This window comes from Kitasatospora indigofera (assembly GCF_014655955.1).
Taxonomy (GTDB): Bacteria; Actinomycetota; Actinomycetes; order Streptomycetales; family Streptomycetaceae; genus Kitasatospora; species Kitasatospora indigofera.
Genome location: NZ_BNBO01000025.1, coordinates 55,050 through 72,034, shown reverse-complemented (window position 1 = coordinate 72,034; position 16,985 = coordinate 55,050). Strand labels below are relative to the sequence as shown.

The 16,985-nt window shown below is 77.5% G+C and carries 15 protein-coding genes; 8 read left to right on the top strand and 7 right to left on the bottom strand.

The window, feature by feature from the left end:
• Nucleotides 1-15: 15 nt before the first annotated feature.
• The gene (locus IE329_RS21625) at nucleotides 16-1,170 is read right to left on the bottom strand and encodes a glycosyltransferase (protein WP_190212591.1); all 1,155 of its coding nucleotides are present in this window, start codon (nucleotides 1,168-1,170) and stop codon (nucleotides 16-18) included.
• Nucleotides 1,171-1,863: 693 nt separating this feature from the next.
• The gene (locus IE329_RS21620; protein ID WP_190212590.1) at nucleotides 1,864-3,009 is read right to left on the bottom strand and encodes a glycosyltransferase family 4 protein; all 1,146 of its coding nucleotides are present in this window, start codon (nucleotides 3,007-3,009) and stop codon (nucleotides 1,864-1,866) included.
• A 488-nt stretch (nucleotides 3,010-3,497) separates the two neighbouring features.
• Between IE329_RS21620 and IE329_RS21615 the strand changes: the two genes are divergently transcribed.
• Nucleotides 3,498-4,700 carry a glycosyltransferase gene (locus IE329_RS21615; RefSeq protein ID WP_190212589.1) on the top strand — a complete coding sequence of 401 codons (1,203 nt, stop codon included), beginning with the start codon at nucleotides 3,498-3,500 and terminating at the stop codon, nucleotides 4,698-4,700.
• Nucleotides 4,701-4,940: 240 nt separating this feature from the next.
• Complete coding sequence (locus IE329_RS21610; protein ID WP_190212588.1) at nucleotides 4,941-5,861, top strand: slipin family protein; 921 nt, start codon at nucleotides 4,941-4,943, stop codon at nucleotides 5,859-5,861.
• Nucleotides 5,862-5,946: 85 nt separating this feature from the next.
• Here the strand turns inward: IE329_RS21610 and IE329_RS21605 are convergent, their stop codons facing one another.
• On the bottom strand, nucleotides 5,947-7,425 hold the full coding sequence (locus IE329_RS21605; RefSeq protein ID WP_229927635.1) for a purine-cytosine permease family protein: 1,479 nt from the start codon (nucleotides 7,423-7,425) through the stop codon (nucleotides 5,947-5,949).
• A gap of 411 nt (nucleotides 7,426-7,836) precedes the next feature.
• Between IE329_RS21605 and IE329_RS21600 the strand changes: the two genes are divergently transcribed.
• Nucleotides 7,837-8,490: a thiol:disulfide interchange protein DsbA/DsbL gene (locus IE329_RS21600; RefSeq protein WP_190212587.1), complete on the top strand. Its 654-nt coding sequence runs from the start codon at nucleotides 7,837-7,839 to the stop codon at nucleotides 8,488-8,490.
• Nucleotides 8,491-8,544: 54 nt separating this feature from the next.
• Here the strand turns inward: IE329_RS21600 and IE329_RS21595 are convergent, their stop codons facing one another.
• A complete protein-coding gene (locus tag IE329_RS21595) occupies nucleotides 8,545-9,168 on the bottom strand; it encodes a TetR/AcrR family transcriptional regulator (RefSeq protein ID WP_190212586.1) in 624 nt (207 codons plus the stop codon).
• Nucleotides 9,169-9,251: 83 nt separating this feature from the next.
• Here IE329_RS21595 and IE329_RS21590 point away from each other — a divergent pair, with 83 nt between their 5' ends.
• Both IE329_RS21590 and IE329_RS21585 read left to right on the top strand, forming a co-directional pair.
• Nucleotides 9,252-10,127, top strand: a complete 876-nt coding sequence (locus tag IE329_RS21590; protein WP_190212585.1) for an alpha/beta fold hydrolase — start codon at nucleotides 9,252-9,254, stop codon at nucleotides 10,125-10,127.
• An 8-nt stretch (nucleotides 10,128-10,135) separates the two neighbouring features.
• Complete coding sequence (locus IE329_RS21585; RefSeq protein WP_190212584.1) at nucleotides 10,136-10,741, top strand: flavodoxin family protein; 606 nt, start codon at nucleotides 10,136-10,138, stop codon at nucleotides 10,739-10,741.
• Nucleotides 10,742-10,864: 123 nt separating this feature from the next.
• Here IE329_RS21585 and IE329_RS21580 read toward each other — a convergent pair whose 3' ends face one another.
• Nucleotides 10,865-11,617, bottom strand: a complete 753-nt coding sequence (locus tag IE329_RS21580) for an SAM-dependent methyltransferase (RefSeq protein ID WP_190212583.1) — start codon at nucleotides 11,615-11,617, stop codon at nucleotides 10,865-10,867.
• A 163-nt stretch (nucleotides 11,618-11,780) separates the two neighbouring features.
• A complete protein-coding gene (locus tag IE329_RS21575; RefSeq protein ID WP_190212582.1) occupies nucleotides 11,781-12,953 on the bottom strand; it encodes a glycosyltransferase in 1,173 nt (390 codons plus the stop codon).
• Between the two features lie 57 nt (nucleotides 12,954-13,010).
• On the opposite strand from IE329_RS21575, the gene IE329_RS21570 reads away from it, so the two are divergent.
• Entirely contained in the window at nucleotides 13,011-13,817 is an 807-nt protein-coding gene (locus IE329_RS21570) for a glutamate racemase (protein WP_190212581.1), read from the top strand.
• A 115-nt stretch (nucleotides 13,818-13,932) separates the two neighbouring features.
• Here IE329_RS21570 and IE329_RS40785 read toward each other — a convergent pair whose 3' ends face one another.
• Complete coding sequence (locus IE329_RS40785; protein ID WP_229927634.1) at nucleotides 13,933-14,877, bottom strand: polysaccharide deacetylase family protein; 945 nt, start codon at nucleotides 14,875-14,877, stop codon at nucleotides 13,933-13,935.
• A 504-nt stretch (nucleotides 14,878-15,381) separates the two neighbouring features.
• Between IE329_RS40785 and IE329_RS21560 the strand changes: the two genes are divergently transcribed.
• On the top strand, nucleotides 15,382-15,654 hold the full coding sequence (locus IE329_RS21560) for a hypothetical protein (RefSeq protein ID WP_190212579.1): 273 nt from the start codon (nucleotides 15,382-15,384) through the stop codon (nucleotides 15,652-15,654).
• Nucleotides 15,655-16,204: 550 nt separating this feature from the next.
• Nucleotides 16,205-16,927, top strand: a complete 723-nt coding sequence (locus tag IE329_RS21555; RefSeq protein WP_229927633.1) for a sugar transferase — start codon at nucleotides 16,205-16,207, stop codon at nucleotides 16,925-16,927.
• Nucleotides 16,928-16,985: the final 58 nt, after the last annotated feature.

Here is a 16,985-nt window from a genome sequence, read left to right as displayed (position 1 = left end):
GGCGGCCGCGCCCGGTCAGGGTCGTAACACCCGCCGGTAGACCGCCTCGACCGCGCGCTGGGCGGCGGCCGCGCCGAAGCCGGCGGCCCGTTCACGGGCGGCCGCGCCCAGCCGCGCGCGCAGCGCGGCGTCGGCGAGCAGCCAGGCCAGCGCGCCGCCCAGGGCGGCCGGGTCGCCGGGCGGCACCAGCAGGCCCTGCGCGCCGTCGTCCAGCACCTCGGGCGTCGCACCGGCCCGGGCGGCCACGGACGGCAGTCCGCAGGTCATGGCCGCCAGCAGGGCGGCCGGCGGGCCCGGTTGCGGGGAGCCGAGGGCGAACACGTCCAGGGCGGGCAGCAGGGCCGGGACGTCCGGCCGGAAGCCGGCGAACACCACGTCGGTGAGGCCGAGTCCGGCCGCCAGGTCGCGCAGTCGCGGCTCCGACGGGCCGCCGCCGATCAGCACCAGCCGGGTGTCCGGCCCGGTGCGGCGCAGCCCGGCGTACGCGGTGAGCAAAGTGGCCTGGTCCTCGCCGGCTGTGCGGCCGGACACCGTGCCGATCACCAGGGCGTCGGCGGGCAGGCCGAGTCGGGCCCGGGCGGCGGCCCTGGCGGCCGGGCCGGCGCCGGCGTCCGTGAGGTCCGGGGCCTGGAGGACGACGGTGACCCGGTCGCCGGCGCGCCGCCCGGCCGGGACGGACCGGCCGACGGCGCGCGAGCCGGCGATCACGGCGTCGTTGCGACGGTACGTCAGGGCGTCGGCCCAACTGGTGACGAGGCGCCCGGGGCCCCACGGGCTCTGCTCGGAGTGCACCAGCCGGGGGGCGTTGCGCCCGAGGGCGAGCAGCCGCGCGGCGGCGGCCGGGACGGGCGTGTGGGTGTGCAGCAGCCCGTACCGGCGTTCGGCGAGCAGCCGGCGCAGGTGCCAGGGCCAGCGCGGGTCCGTCCGGCCGGTGGCGCCGGTGGTGCCGGGGGTGCGAGGAGAGCCGGGCGCGCCGGCCAGGTGGTGCACCCGCAGGCCGGCCCGCTCCAGCGCGGGGACGAGCGGGTCCCGGCCCGGCAGCAGGTACGCGACCTCGATCTCGAAGCGGGCGGTGTCGGCGTGCCGGGCGCGGTCGGCCAGCGCCTGCGCGGCCCCGTCCGCCCCGAGGTCCCTGGCCAGCCAGAGGATCCGGGTGCGGCGCGGGCTCACCGGGGCCCCGTCCCGGGTGAGGGGCGGGCGGGCCGCTGAGCGCGTCCGCCCGCCGGCCGCCCGGAGCGCCCGCGGCGGCCGGCGGCGGCAGGTGGCAGCGGGGTGCCGGCCGGGACGGCGGCGGCGGGCCGGCGACCCCCCTCGGGTGCGTGGCCGGCCGGCCGGCGGTCGTCACGATCCGGCGCGGTCGGGTGGTTGGCCGGTTCCACCGATGGGATCCCCTCGCGTTGGTGGTGCCGTGGCGCAGCGGAACCCCGCGCCGGGAGCGGTGGTACCGGTGCCGCGGCGGAGCCCCGGGCCGGTGGGCGCCGGGGGCTGCCGGCGGGCGTCGGTGCCCGGACAGCCCGGCGCGGCCGCGCGGGACCGACCCGTGGGCGGGCATGCCCCGGCGCGCGGAACGCCGCGGCCCTCACCCCCACCCGCCGGTCGGTCCACCCCTGTCGGCCGTCCGGATCCCTCTGCGATGCTTGCCGTCCGCGCGGTGGGGCGCAACCGCTTTGGCGATTCTCGGAGGGCGCGTTGGGGCATCCGGCGCGCCGGGCCGGCAGACCGTCCTGGGCATGCCAACCGGCCGGGCGGCGGCCGCCCCGCGACGGGACGTGCCGGCGCCCCCGTGGGCCCTGCCGGGCCCGGCCCGGACCATCGTCGGCCCGGCTCGAACGCTCCGCCCGGGGCGGACGTCCGGTGCCCGGCTCAGACGCTGCGCAGCCGCAGCGACCGCTCGTAGAACTGCACCATCTGACCGGTCACCTGATGGAGGGTGAAGGCGGTCAGGAACCGCGCTCTCGCCGACTTGGCCCGCACCCCCGCCGCCGCCCGGTCGTCCAGCGCCTCCGCCAGCGCCGCCGCCAGCGCGGCCGGCCGCTCGGGGGCGACCAGCAGGGCGTAGTCGCCCGAGCCGACCGTCTCGCGCAGGGCCGGCACGTCGGCACAGACCAGCGGCACGCCGACGCCCATCGCCTCGATCGCGGTGCCGCCCAGGCCCTCCCGGCGGGACGGCACGGCGAAGGCGTCGGCGGCGGCCATCAGGTCGAAGACGTCCCCGCGCGGGCCGAGGAAGCGGACGTCCCCGGCGCTCCCGGCGAGGGCCCGCAGCCGGGCGCTCTCGGGGCCCTCGTCACCGGCCAGCAGCAGCACCGCCCCCGGCACCTCCCGGCGTACCTGCGGCCAGGCCTCCAGGAGTATGTCCAGTCCCTTGCGGTACTGCTGACGGGCCGCCGCCAGCACCACCGGCACGTCGTCCGCGAGGCCGAGGCCGGCGCGGACGGCGCCGCGGCGCTCCGGCGTGACGGTGCCGAGCAGTTCCGGGTCCCGCCCGCGGGGGACGACGTCGATCCGGTCCGCCCGGATCCGCAGCCGGCGGGACATCGCGGCGGCCACGTGCCGGGTCAGCGCGTGGAAGCGCCGGGTGCCCTGGGCCGTCGCGGCGTCGACCGCCTGGGCGGCCCGGACCTTCCACGGGCTGAGGCCGCGGGTCCGCAGGTGCTCCGGTCCGTACACGGAGTCGACGAGGCTGGAGACCACCGGGGTGCCGGCCGCCAGCGCCGCCGCCCGGCCGAGCACGTCCGACCGGTACCGGGTGGTGTGCACCAGGTCCGGGCGGCGCTCGCGGACGAGTTTGCGCAGCGCGGCGGCCGTCCCGGCGCCGGTGCCGTGGTGCACGCCGAACACCCCGGCGCCGGCCAGGGTCAGTTCCGCCTGCAGTCCGCCAGGCGACTCGCCGAGGTACGCGACGTCCAACCGCACGCCCGAGCGCACCAGTTGCGGGGCCATCGCGGCCAGGCTCTGCTCGGCGCCGCCGACCCGCTCCAGGCTGTCGATCACATAGAGCACGTGCACTGGCCAACCCCCGGGGATCCGGGGCGCGGCCGGTCTCCCGTGCCGGCCGGCGCCCTGAGTGTGGATCAGCATCGCAGCTGGGGCGCGCCGCCCGCCAGGGATTAGGGCCTGCCCGGGGGAGGCAGTGGGGGCACCGGGGCGGCGCGGGCAGGGGCGGCCGGGGGCGCATACGGGGGCGCGCGACTCTCCTGGTGTGCCGTGCGGCCCGGTGCGGGCCGGGCGCGCACCGCGCGGGACCCGGGCGCCCGGGACCCGCGCGGGGTGCGCGCGTCCGTCCGGGTGCCGCGCGACGGTCCTGCCCCGCCGCCGGCTCCGGCCCGCCGACAGCTCCGCCCCGCCGCCGGTCCTGCCCGCGCCCGCAGGCCCAACTCGCGGACCCTACCCGGCTCCTGCGCCGAATGCACCGGAAGCGCCGAACCGGACGGAAGCCGTACGGTTTTCCGTTCAGGCGCTGTACGGCCCCCGCGCCCTGTGCCAAGGTCGGTGCCATGTCCGACGCAGCGTCACATCTGCCCGCCGGAGCCCGTCCGAGGGTCCTGCACGTCATCGCCGACCCGCGCCGCCGGGGCGCGCAGAGCTTCGCCCGTGACCTCGACCGGGAGCTGCGCCGACGGGGACAGGCCTCCGCCCTGCGCGCCCTGGCCCCGCACCCGGACGACCGCCGGTCCCCGGACGCCGGCCGGTACCCCGGCGCCCCCGAGCGCCCGGCCGCCGCCCGGCCGCCCGGCGCACTCCCCGGCCCGCGGCCCCCGGCGGGCGCCGCCCCGACCGGCGTGCTCGGGCCGGGCCGCCTGCACCCGCGCACCCTGCGGGCCCTGCGCGCCGCGGCCCGCACCGCCGACGTCGTCGTCGCGCACGGCCTCGGCACCCTGTCCGCCTGCGCCCTCGCACTGGCCGGGACCCGTACGCCCTTCGTCCACGTCAGCTCCGGCGAGCCCGGCCGCCGGACGGCGGGCCCCGCCCGGCGCCTGCACACCGGGGCCCTGCTGCACCGCGCCGCCGCCGTCACCGCCCTCTCCGACGAGGCCCGAACGGCGCTGCTGGACCGCTTCCGGCTGCCCGGCACGGTGGTCCGCACCATTCCCAACGGCCGCTCCGCCGAACGCTATCCGCCCGCCCGGGACGCCGCCGAACGGCGGGCCGCCCGGGCCGGACTCGGCCTGCCCGCCGAAGGCCTGCTGGTCGCCTGGGTCGGCGCGATCACCCGGGAGAAACGCCTGGACCTCGCCCTGGACGCGGTCGGCCGGATGCCGGACGTACGGCTGGCGGTGGCCGGCGACGGGCCGCTGCGCGCCGCACTGGAGTCCCGGTACGCGTGTGCCCGCGCGATCTTCCTCGGCGACCTGGCGGACCCGGCCGCGCTCTACCGGGCGGCCGACGCGCTGGTGCTGACCGGCGACGTCCGGAGCGTGCCGGGCGTGCTGATCGAGGCCGGGCTGGCCGGGCTGCCGGTGGTCGCCCCGGACACCGGCCCGGTGCGCGCCGCCGTCCAGGACGGCGTGACGGGCGTGCTCGCCCCGCCGGGGGACCCGGCCGCGTTCGCCGAGTCGCTCGCCAAGGTGCTGGCCAGGGAGGGCCCCGCACTCGCCGCGGCCGCCCGGGCGCACCTGCTGCCCCGGTTCGAGCTGGGGGCGGTGGCCGACGCCTGGCAGGGCCTGCTCGCCGAGGTCGCCCGGCCGGGGCGGGCCTGACCGGAAGGACAGGCCTGACCGGACGGGCCGGGAGAGCCGGACGGGCCGGGCCGGGGCCGGCCGTGGTGGTGCGGGCCGCCGGGTGCCGGTGCGGCCGCCGGCCGAAGGCCCGTCAAGTCGGTACCGGGGCATAGGCACCGGCCGTCCGACGGCGCATACTTTCGTCGCGGCCCCGCACCCGCCGCGCCAGGCCGGCAGGGCCCGGCCCGGGCGCGCCGCCGGCGGGAGAGGTCGGCCGACATGGCGGTACTCGTGGGCATCGTGGTTCTCGGACTGGCGTGGTTCGCCACCGGATTCCGGGTCGTGCAGCAGTACGAGCGGGGGGTGGTGTTCCGGCTGGGCCGGGTGCGCGGGCGGGTCCGCCAGCCGGGCCCGGCGCTGCTGATCCCGCTGGTGGACCGGATGCGCAAGGTCAACGTGCAGGTCATCACGATGCCCGTGCCCGCGCAGGAGGGCATCACCCGCGACAACGTCTCGGTCCGGGTCGACGCGGTCGTCTACTTCCGGGTGGTCGACCCGGTGCTCGCCACCGTGGACGTGCAGAACTACTCCTTCGCGATGTCCCAGGTCGCGCAGACCTCGCTGCGCTCCATCATCGGCAAGAGCGAGCTGGACGACCTGCTCTCCGGCCGGGAGAACCTGCACCGCGGGCTGGAGCTGATGCTGGAGAGCCCGGCGGTCGGCTGGGGCGTGCACATCGACCGGGTGGAGATCAAGGACGTCGCGCTGCCCGACTCGATGAAGCGCTCGATGGCCCGCCAGGCGGAGGCCGACCGTGAGCGGCGGGCCCGCATCATCACCGCCGACGGCGAGTTCCAGGCCGCCGCCAAGCTCTCGCAGGCCGCCGCGATGATGGACGACACGCCGTCCGCGATGCAGCTGCGGCTGCTCCAGACGGTGGTGGAGGTGGCCGCCGAGAAGAACTCGACGCTGGTGCTGCCGTTCCCGGTGGAGCTGCTGCGCTTCTTCGAGGGCGCCACGCCCCGGGGCGCCCGGGCGGCGGCCGGCGGTGCCGGGGGCGGGCCCACGGCGGAGGCCGGGCCCGGTGCGGAGGCGAAACCCGGGACGCCGGCCGGGCCGGAGTCCGCGCCGGAGCTCGCGGCCCCGGCCGCGCCGGTCCTGCCGCCGCCGCGCCCGGAGCACGCGCCCCGGGCGGACTGACCGGGGCGGCCCGGCCGGGGCGGCCCGGCCGGTACGCCGTCCCGTCCCGTCGCGTCCCCGGGTCGGGACGGTCGGTCCCGGCGGGTCAGGCCCGGTCGCCCACCGGCTCGATCACGGGTGCGTCCGCGGGCAGCGGTACGGGCCGGACGGTGCCCGCGCGCCCCCGGGAGGAGCGGGACAGCAGCACGTACAGCACGGCCGCCACCGCCCCCGACAGGACGAAGCTCAGGTCGATCCCGCCGGTCAGCGGCAGCAGCACGCCCCGGTACACGGGGGTGTCCACGGCGCACAGGCCGACCGCGCTGCCCGCCGCCCAGGCGGCCGTGGCCGGGACGTTCCACCCCGAGCGGTACCAGTACACGCCCCCGCGGGTGCGCCGGTTGAGGACCTGCAGCGAGGCACGGTCGTAGTCGCCGCGGCAGCGCCGGTAGCCGATCAGGGTGATCACGGCCCAGGGGGCGCCGATCGCGGTCAGCACCAGCACGAAGGAGGTCACCGCCGACTGCGCGTTCCAGACGAAGTGCCCCAGGAAGACCAGGGTGACGGCCACCGCCCCGACCACGTAGGTGGCCTGCCGACGGGTGGCCCGGGGCAGGATGGCGTCCAGGTCCAGGCCCATGCTGTAGAGCATCAGGCCGGTGTTGCCGGCGCTGCCCAGCAGCCCGTTGAGCAGCAGCGGCACCAGGAACCAGACCGGCGCGCCGGAGACCAGCCCCCCGACGTAGTCCTCGCCGGCGCCGGTCGCGATCGCCGTGAAGGTCCCGAACAGCTGCGGGACCAGCAGGCCGATCAGCAGCCCCAGCGCCGTGGCCCCGAGCACCTTGCGCCCGCTGTGCCGGGCCGGCGAGACGTACCGGGTGTAGTCGCCGAGCAGGGTGATGAAGGCGATCGGCCCGCTCAGCCCGGCCGCCACCACCGACAGCAGCCAGGTCGGCCAGAACCCGCCCAGCAGGTAGCTGCCGTGCCCCGAGGGGTCGAAGTGCGGCGCGAAGGCGACCAGGCCGGCCAGCAGCAGCGCGGACATCGCCCACATCAGCCACCGTTCCAGCTTCAGCATCAGCCGGTAGCCGAACACCGCCGCCGTGGCGCTCAGCGCCGCCAGCACGGTGTACGTCGCCACGTACGCGGGGCCGCCGGAGGGGAGGCCGAGGAGCCGGTTCAGCGCCCCCACCACCACGTCCCCGCCGACCCAGAGCGACAGCGCGGTGTAGCCGAGCGAGAGCAGCAGCCCCACCACCGAGCCGATCAGCCGCCCGCGTACGCCGAAGTGCGCGCCGCTGCTGGTCGAGAGGTTGGTCGCGGTCCGCAGTGAGACCAGCGCCAGCGGTGCGGTCAGCGCGATGCCGAGGACCGTCCCGAGCACCACCGAGGTCACGCTCGCCCAGAACGACAGGCCGAAGGAGACCGGCAGCCAGCCGAAGACCACCACGCCGAACGCGAGGTTGGAGCCGACCAGGATCGAGAGCACGTCGCGCGGGGTGCTGGTGCGTTCGGCCTCGGGGATGGTGTCCACACCGTGCTGTTCGATCATCGACGGCGCGGCGGGTGCGGGGGAGTGGGGCATCGGCACTTCCTGGGGCTCGACGCGGCGGCGCGTCGGTGCACGGCCGCCGGTGGTCCGGCGGTGCGGGCAGGGGGTGGGTGCTGCCTCGGTGGGGTCCGCCGACCCAGCCATGATCCGGGTCCGGCCGGGCCGGGGACACTGGCGGATCGTCCACAGAGCGGCCGGCGATGTCCGGACATGTCTGTACGGAAGGCGCGGGACGGGCGGCACGGGACGGCGGGCCGGCCAGGCCCGCGGGTCCGCCCGTCCGCCCGCCCGTCCGCCCGCTCGCCACCCCCGGACCGCCGCTCACCGGCGGCCCACCCCCGGACCGCCCCCCGGACCGCCGCCGCTGGGCCGTCCGGGCGAACCGGCGGCCGGACAGCCGGGAGTGACTGTCCGGTAACACCGGGTGGGCACCAGACTGCCCGCGTGAAACCGCTGCTGCGCTCCGCCGTCCTGCTCGTCGTCGCCACCGGCCTCGCCGCCTGCCCGGTCCAGGCCGGCGCCGCCACCCACCAGCCGCCCGCCGAGGGCCGCCCCTACGTGCAGCTGCACCACCCGCAGCCGGTTCGCGAGGCGGCCGCGACCGAGGCGGTGGAGTTCTTCTGGTACGACTGCGTCCACTCCCAGCAGCTGGAGCAGCCGTTGCAGGACTGGGCCCGGCGCCACGGTGCCGACGTGGTGCTGCGCCGGGTCCCGGCCGTCTGGCAGGGCAGCCCGGGCGAGGGCCGGCAGCTCGGCCACGCCCGGCTCTACTACGCGCTGGAGCGGCTCGGCGAGGTGGAGCGGCTCCAGCTCGCCGTCTACCGATCGGTCCGGGAGCAGAAGGAGGACGTCACCACCGAGGACGCCGCCACCGCCTGGGCCGTGCGCCAGGGTGTCGACGGAGGGGCGTTCCGTGCGGCCTACCGGTCGGCGGAGGTCGGCCGGCAGACCTCGGAGGCCGCCGAGCTGTTCCGGCGGTACGAGATCGACGAGCTGCCGAGCGTGGTCGTGGGCGGACGCTACCGCACCTCGCCGACCGCGGCGGGCGGCGTCCGCGAGATGCCGGCGGTGCTGGACCGGCTGGTCGAGGCGGGCTGACCGGGCTCCAGCGCCCGGGCCGGAGGGGGCGGTGGTGCGCCCGTGGGGCGTGCGTCAGGCCGGGGGCACCACCAGCAGTCCGGCCCGCGCCGAGTGCGCCGCCACCGCCGCCGCGCGGTCCGCGTCCCGTTCGGTGACCGGCTCGCCGCTGATGAACCGTCGGTAGTAGAAGGCCGAGGACAAGGTCCGGATCACCTCCAACCGGTCGGTGCCGGGCGGGACTTCGCCGCGGGCCGCGGCGCGGTCGACCAGTGCGGCGCTGGCGTCCAGCCGGAAGGCGTAGAAGGCGGAGAGCGCCTCCCTGGCCTCCCGGTCGTGCAGCGCGGTGGCGAAGATCGCCTCGAACATCACCAGGTCCTCGGTGGACCGGAAGAGCTCCAGCAGGCTGCGGGCCAGCTGCCGCAGGTCCTCCTCCAGCGATCCGGTGTCGGGCACCGGCACGGTCCGGACGGTCAGTTCGGAGAGCAGGTCGACGATCAGGCCGGAGATGTCGCGCCAGCGGGCGTACACGGTGGTCTTGGCGACCCCGGCGCGGGCCGCGACCTTCTCGACGGTCATCCGGGCGAGACCGGTGTCGGTCAACTCCGCCCGGGTGGCCGCCAGTACGTCGGTGCGGGTGCGGGCGGTCCGTCCGCCGGGGCGCACGGTGCCGGGCTTCCCTTCCGGGGCGTGAGACAAACGAAACTCCCGTTGTCTTTGTATGAGGGGTCTGCCACCATCAGGCTAATCCAACTCGGGTCCGCTTAGGGGAAGCGTGTGACATGACCGAACTGGCACTCCCGCACATCAGACACCGCTACGCCGAGGCCGGCGGACTGCGGATCTTCTACCGCGAGGCGGGGCCCGCCGACGCCCCGGTCCTCCTGCTGCTGCACGGATTCCCGTCCGCCTCGCACCAGTTCCGCCGGCTGTTCGACGCCCTCGGCAGCCGGTTCCGCCTGATCGCCCCGGACTACCCCGGCTTCGGCTTCAGCGACAGCCCGGCACCCGCCGACTTCCGCTACAGCTTCGACGGACTGGCCGACGTGGTCGAGGACTTCTGCCTGGTCCTCGGGCTGGACCGGTTCGCGATGTACATCTTCGACTTCGGCGCCCCCGTGGGGCTGCGACTGGCCACCCGCCACCCGGAACGGATCACCGGCCTGGTGGTCCAGAACGGCAACGCCTACGAGGAGGGGCTCTCCGGCCTCGCCCTCGACTTCATCGCCAACCGGCCCGGCGTCGAGGGCGCCGAGGAGCGGGTGCGCGGCCTGCTCACCCTCGACATGACGCGGGGTCAGTACGAGGGCGGAACCACCGACCCGGCGGCCGTCGCGCCCGACAGCTGGACCCTCGACCAGCACTTCCTCGACCTGCCCGGCCGCAAGGACATCCAGGTCGAGCTCGCCCTCGACTACCACTCCAACCTGGGCCACTACCCCGCCTGGCAGGAGTGGCTGCGCACCGCCCAGCCGCCCACGCTGATCGTCTGGGGCCGCGGCGACGCCTTCTTCACCGAGCCCGGCGCCCGCGCCTACCTGCGCGACGTGCCCCAGGCCGAACTGCACCTCTTCGACACCGGCCACTTCGCGCTGGAGGAGAACCTCCCCGAAATCGCGCCGCTGATAGCCGACTTCCTCGACCGCACGCAGAAATAAGGAACGCCATGTCCCACGACATCTCCGTCGCCATCGCCTACCACAGCCGCTTCGGCCACACGGGACGGCAGGCCGAGGCCGTCGCCCGCGGCGCCGCCGAGGTGCCGGGCACCACGGTCAGCCTGATCGCCGTCGACGGGATCACCGAGCAGGACTGGGCGGTCCTGGACGCCGCCGACGCCATCGTCTTCGGCTCGCCCACCTACCTGGGCGACGTCTCCGCCGGGTTCCGCGCCTTCGTCGAACTGACCAGCGGCCGCTGGGCCGCGCAGGCCTGGCGCGACAAGATCGCCGCCGGGTTCGTCAACTCCGGTTCGATGAGCGGCGACAAGCTCAACTCCCTGCAGTCGCTCACCATCGTCGCGGCCCAGCACGGGATGACCTGGGTCAGCCTCGGCCTGCTGCCCGGCTGGAACCGCAGCACCGCCTCCGACCAGGACCTCAACCGGCTCGGCTTCTGGCTCGGCGCGGCCGCCCAGTCCAACGGGGACCAGGGCCCCGAGGGGATGCACCCCTCCGACCTCGCCACCGCCGAGCACCTCGGCCGCCGGGTCGCCGAGCAGACCCGCCGGATCACGGCCGGCGACGCCCTGCTCGCCGTCGCCGCCGGCTGAGCCCCCGCGGCAGGCCGTCACGGACGGGTGCCACGGACGGGTGCCACGAACGGGTGCCGCCCGGCCGCGTACGCACGCGCGGCCGGCCGGCGCCCGTCGGTGCCGGTGCGGCCGGCGGAGCCGTCAGGGCGCCGAGGTGCGCCGCAACAGCAGGGTGACGAACCCGAGCGTCCCCCGGTAGCCGTGCAGCCATTCGGCGCGGTGCACGTCGGCCGCCGCCAGGGCGGCCGCGCTGTCCGGGTGCTCCGGGTGGTCCAGGGCCCACTCGGACAGCGAGCCCGTCCAGGAGAGCTCGTAGTCGTCCCACTCCTGCACGCTGCTGACATGACCGTGGACGGGTGTCCAGCCCTCGGCCCGGACCAGGTCCAGGGTGCCGGCCAGGTCGGTGAAGTCCTCGCGGGCCGCGCCCAGCGCGTCGAGCGCCGCCGGCGCCGGGTCCCGCTCCCAGAAGGCGTCGCCGACCAGGAGCCGTCCGCCGGGCGCCAGGTGCCGGCCGGCCGCCGCCAGGGTGGCCGCCAGCCCTCCGAAGGCGTGCGTGGCGCCGATGCTCAGCACCAGGTCGAAGGGCTCCTTGGCGGTGAACCCGGTGGCGTCCAGGTGGTGCAGGCCGATCCGCCGCTCCAGCCCCATCGCCTGCGCGGTCTGCCGGGCCCGGTTCAGGCCGGCCGGGTCCAGGTCGACCCCCACCGCCTGCCAGCGGGGCTTCGCCGCCAGCGTCCGCAGCAGCCAGCCGGCCTCCCCGCAGCCCAGGTCCAGCGCCCGCCCGGACTCGGCCCGCGCGGCGCGGCCGATCAGCCGGGCCACCGCCTCGTCCGCGACCGGCGCGGCGATCGGATGGTCGGTGTGGGCGATGCGGGAGATCGTTCGGCGGTCCATCCGGCCAGTGTCGCCCACCGGGCCCCCGCCCGTCCTGGCTTTTCCCGCCCCGTCCGTACGCCCCTGCCGGGCCCGGGGCCGGAGCTGCCCCGGGCCGCTCCCGGACCGATCGGGACGCCGCTGCCGGACACCGGCACCGGGCCGCCGCGCACCCGCCGGGCGGTCAGTTGTCCGGCAGGCCCTGGTACGTCCGGCCCTTCCAGGCCGCGCCCCGGCCGCGCCGGTGCTGCACCGCCGAGTCGACCGTCATCAGCAGGTACAGGAACGCGGTGAACGGCAACAACGGCGCGGCCAGGGCCGGCCGGCCGTAGTAGCGCAGCATCGGCAGGTACGTCCCGGCCATCAGCGCCCAGGCGGCCGCGCCCGCCGCCGCCACGTCCGGCCGCCCGGCCGCGAGCCCCGCCACGGTCGCGGCCGGCGGCACCAGGTAGACCAGGACCAGGCCGAGCACCGTGCCGAGCAGCAGCGCGGGAGAGTGCCGCAACTGCGCGTACGCGCTGCGCGAGACCATCCGCCACAGCGGCGCCAGCCCCGGGTACGGCCGGACGCTGTCCACCTGTTCGGCGAGGCCCAGCCAGATCCGCCCGCCGGTGGCCTTCACCGCCTTGGCGAGGGACACGTCGTCGATCACCGCGCCGCGGATCGCCGCCACCCCGCCGGCCCGCTCCAGCGCGTCCGTCCGGACGAGGGAGCAGCCGCCGGCGGCCGCCGCCGTCCGGCTGCCCGGCCGGTTGCTCCGGCGGAAGGGGTAGAGCTGGGCGAAGAAGTAGACGAAGGCGGGCACGATCAGCCGCTCCCACCGGGTGCTCACCCGCAGCCGCGCCATCTGCGAGACCAGGTCCAGGCCGGCGCTCCCGGCGGCCGACACCAGCGCGGCCAGCGACCGCGGACCGTGCGCGATGTCGGCGTCGGTCAGCAGCAGGTAGGCGGGCCGGTCCGCCGGCGGCCCGGCGCAGGCCAGCTCGACGCCGTGGCGCAGCGCCCAGAGCTTCCCGGTCCAGCCGGCCGGCAGCGGGGGAGGGGCGGTGACGGTGAGCGGCAGGGCGCCGGAGTCCGCCAGCGCGGCCGCGAGCCCGGCCGTCCCGTCCCCGCTGTGGTCGTCGACCAGGATCACCCGGGCCCGGCCGGGGTACTCCTGCGCCAGCAGGCCGGGCAGGGTGAGCGGCAGGACGTCGGCCTCGTCCCGGGCCGGCACCACGATCGCCACGTCCGGCCAGCGGTCGGGCGCACGGCGCTCCGGCAGGGTCACGTCGGTGCGCCAGAAGAACCCGTGGCAGCAGGTCAGCCAGAGCCAGACCAGCAGGGAGAGCAGGGAGACCCACAGCAGGACCGTCACCCGGGCAGTCTGCCGCACCGGGGGGCGCCAGGGGTGGATCGACTAGAGTCGTTCCCCGTGAAGATCGCACTGCTGGACTCCGGAATCGGCCTGTTGGCGGCCGCCGCCGCACTGCGCACCGTTCGGCCCGACGCGGACCTGGTGCTCACCTCCGACCCGGACGGCATGCCCTGGGGCCCGCGTACGCCGGCGGACATCACGGCGCACGTTCTGGCCTGCGCGCGGGCGGCCGCGGCGCACGAGCCGGACGCACTGGTGGTCGCCTGCAACACCGCCTCGGTCCACGCGCTGGAGGCGCTGCGGGCGGAGCTGGAGCCCGGACTGCCGGTGATCGGCACCGTCCCGGCGATCAAGCCCGCCGCCGCGGCCGGCCGGCCGGTGGCGATCTGGGCCACCCCGGCGACCACCGGAAGCCCGTACCAGCGCGGCCTGATCCGTGACTTCGCCGGCCGGGCCGCCGTCACCGAGGTGGCCTGCCCGGGCCTCGCCGACGCGGTGGAGCGAGCCGACGACGCGGCGATCGACGCCGCCGTGGCCGCGGCCGCGGCGCTGACCCCGGCGGGCGCGGCGGCGATCGTGCTCGGCTGCACCCACTACGAGCTCGTCGCCGAGCGGATCCGGGCCGCGGTGGCCCCCGCCGCCGCCCCCGACCTGGTGCTGCACGGTTCGGCCGGCGCGGTCGCCGCCCAGGCGCTGCGCCGGATCGCGGACCTCGGCCGCGCCGCCGGGGCGGGCACCGGCCGGCTCACGGTGCTGCACAGCGGCCGCCCGGCCGGCCTGAGCCCCGCCGCCGCGCACTACGCCGAGGGCCGCCTGCTGGCCGCCCAGGCCCGGGCCGAGGCCCAGGCACCCGCCCGGGCCTGACCGGTCACCGGCGCGGATCACCGGCGTCGAACACCGGCCCCGGCCCGGCACTGTGCGCCCGGCCGTCGGCACCCGCCTCGGGGCTCCGGGCGCCGGCCCGGGCCCGGTGCCGCCCTCAGGCCACCGACTGCCCCCGCCAGCGGCGGTAGGCCGGCTCCAGCCCCGACAGGATGGTGTCGAAGCGCCGCGCACTGGTGGTGGAGTCCACCTGGAGACGGCTGATCTGCAGCGGGTGCTCCGGCAGCCGCGGCCCGAGCCGGTGGTCGGAGAGGAAGCCGAGCCGGTAGCCCAGCTCGTCCAGCACCGCCTCGGCCCGCGGGTCGTGGCCGCCGTCGGGGTACGCGAACGCCACCGGCGGCTCGCCGAGCCAGCGGGTCAGGGCGTCGTGCGCACCGGTGATCTCGGCCCGTACGGTCGCGGCGTCGCAGCGGCCCAGACAGGGGTGCCCCTGGGTGTGGTTGCCGATCGCCACCCGGGCGTCGCGCAGGGCCAGCAGGTCCTCCGGGGTGAGCTGCTCCTGCCGCGGGGGCCGGCGGTGCGCGCTGACCCGGAGCTCCTGGAGGCTGCGCCGGCGGTCCGGGTCGGGCAGCGACTTGAGCCGGGGGAGCAGCTGGGACGGCCGGTCGGTGCAGATCGAGCGGGCCCGGCCGCCGTGCCGGGCGAGGAAGGCCGCCTCGTGCCACCAGAACGGCCGGTCCGTGCCGATCAGCTCGGAGATCACGAACGCCGCGGCCGGGATGCCGCGCCGGGTCAGTTCGGGCAGGGCGTGGGTCAGCACACTGCGGTCGGCGTCGTCGAAGGTGATCAGCACGCTGCGGGGCGGCAGCGGCCGCTGCTCGGCCACGGCCCGCTGGACGGCCTCCAGCGACACCGGCACGGCGAGCCGGCGCAGCCGGTCCAGCTGGGCGCCGAAGGACCGCGGGTCCGTCACCCCGTGGTAGGCGAGGACGGCCAGCCGCTGGGCCGCCCGGGCCCGGTAGAGCGGCTGGACGGGTGCGAAGCGCAGCCAGTCGCCGGGCCGGCCGGGGTGCGGGCGGTGCCCGTCCGGGCGGTCGGGCACGGCGACGGGCCGGCCGGCCCCGGCGGGGCGCACCGGATCGGGGCCGGCCGGTTCGGGGCGCGTCGGAGCGCCGACCGTCGGGCCGGCCGGCCGTGACCGGCCCGGCGCCCCGGTCAGCCCGGTCAGCCCGGAGAGGCCGAGCGGCGCGAACGCCGACGGAAGGCCTCTGACCCTCGTGGTCTCGGAATACGACACGGTTCCCCCTCGATCGCCCACGCGGCGTGGCGGTACCGTCGGAGGACTGAGCCCGGCCTCCGACACCTGGGCGCGGCGGCTCCGCCCCCTGGTTCTCCGGTCCTCGGCGGGGACTCCCAACCCGTACCGCGGACGGCTCCTGGATCGCTCGATGTAGGGGAGACCGATACGGGCCGAGGATGGTTGTACCGTCCGGGGCCCGATTTTCGGACGGGTCCGGCGGGGCCGTCGTGACGCGGGCGGACCCGTGCGGGAGTGCCGCGCCCGCAGGGGCTGCTCCCGGGGCCGGGCGGATGTACCTTGGGTCTCATGGCAGACGCGGACCATGATCACTCCCTGACCCAGCCGCTCTCCCGGGCCGCCCGGCTCTGGAGCGGCGGGGCCCTGCACCGCCACCAGCTCCCGCTCACCGTGGTCGGCCTGGCCTGCCTCGCGGTCGGGATCGTGGTCGCCGTGGCCGTCCCCGACACCGACGGGCCGGCCTGGGTGATGGCCGTCGCCGGCTGCCTGGCCGCGGGCGTGCTGCTGCTCGGCCGGATCGCCTTCACGGTGCTCCGCCACGGGCGCGGCGTGACCCTCTGACCCCACTGCTCCGACGGCTCCCCGCGGGCCACTCCGACGGGGACGGCCGACGGCCGGCCGGGGACGTTCTGTTCGCACCAGGCGGGCGGGATCGCCGGGAAGGCAGCAGAACCGGCCGGATTCCGGACGGTCTCCGCCCTTCTGCCCTCTCCTTCGGCCTCGGCGCCGCGCCTCCCCCTACGGTGAAACCGCTCCCGCGCACCGACCACCGTCGGGCCGACCGGCCGACGGCGCGGGGGCGGGCACCGCGAAGGGGGAGCGCGATGGGCACGACCGGGCCGGACGGCCACCCGCTTCCCGGGCGCCGCCACCTCCGGACGGCCACCGCCACCGCTTCCGAGCCGGCGGGCCCCGTGTCTGACCGGCCGGGCCGGCGCCGGGCGCCGCAGCCCGGGCCCGTACCCCTGACCGCGCACCCCTCCCGGGCGTACGCCCCGGACCGCCGCGCGTACGCCCGCGCCGTCCGGCCCCGGGCTGTCCGGCCCCGCGCCGCCCGCCAGGCCGCCGCCCGCCCCCTGGCCGGGACGGCCCGCTCCGTCCGGACCGGCCGATGAGGCGGGCGGCGGACCTCGCGATCACCGCACTGGCCGGGATCACCGCCATCCCGTTGGGCCTGCTGATCGCCCTGCTGATCCGCTGCACCTGCGGCGGCCCGGTACTCGTGCGGCGGCCCGGGACGGGACGGCACGGCCGGCCGTTCGAGGTCCTGGCCTTCCGTACCACCCGTGCGGCGCGCGTCCCGGGCGGGCCGGCCGCCTCCGGCACCACCCGTCTCGGTGCCCTGCTGCGCCGCACCGGCCTGGAGCAGCTCCCGCAGCTCTGGAACGTCGTCCGGGGTGAGATGGGGGTGATCGGTCCCCGGCCCGACCCGCCGGGGCAGGCCCCGGGGCGGTCACCCGGCCCGTACGGCCGGTACGACGTCCGGCCCGGCCTCACCGGCTGGGCCCAGGTCAGCGGCCGCGCCGCGGTCAGCCGGTCGCAGCGTGCCGCCCTCGACCTTTGGTACGTCGAGCACCGCTCCCTGCGGCTCGACCTGCGGATCCTGGCCCGCACCGTGAAGCTGCTGCTGCGACCGGGCGGCGGCCCGGTGGTCGTCCCCGCGACCCCGCCGGCAGCCACTCCACCCGCAGCCACCCCACCGGCAGCCACCCCACCCGCAACGGCAACCGGGTCCGTCACCGTGCCACCGCTCCCGGGGGCGTCCCGGCAGGCCGCCGGGCCACGCGTGCCCCGGGCCGACCGGTCGGAGGAGAGCGCCGGTCCCCGCTGCTGACCCGGCCCGTTGCCGACCCGGTCCGACGCTGCCGGGCGGGCCGGCGCCGGCCCGCCGA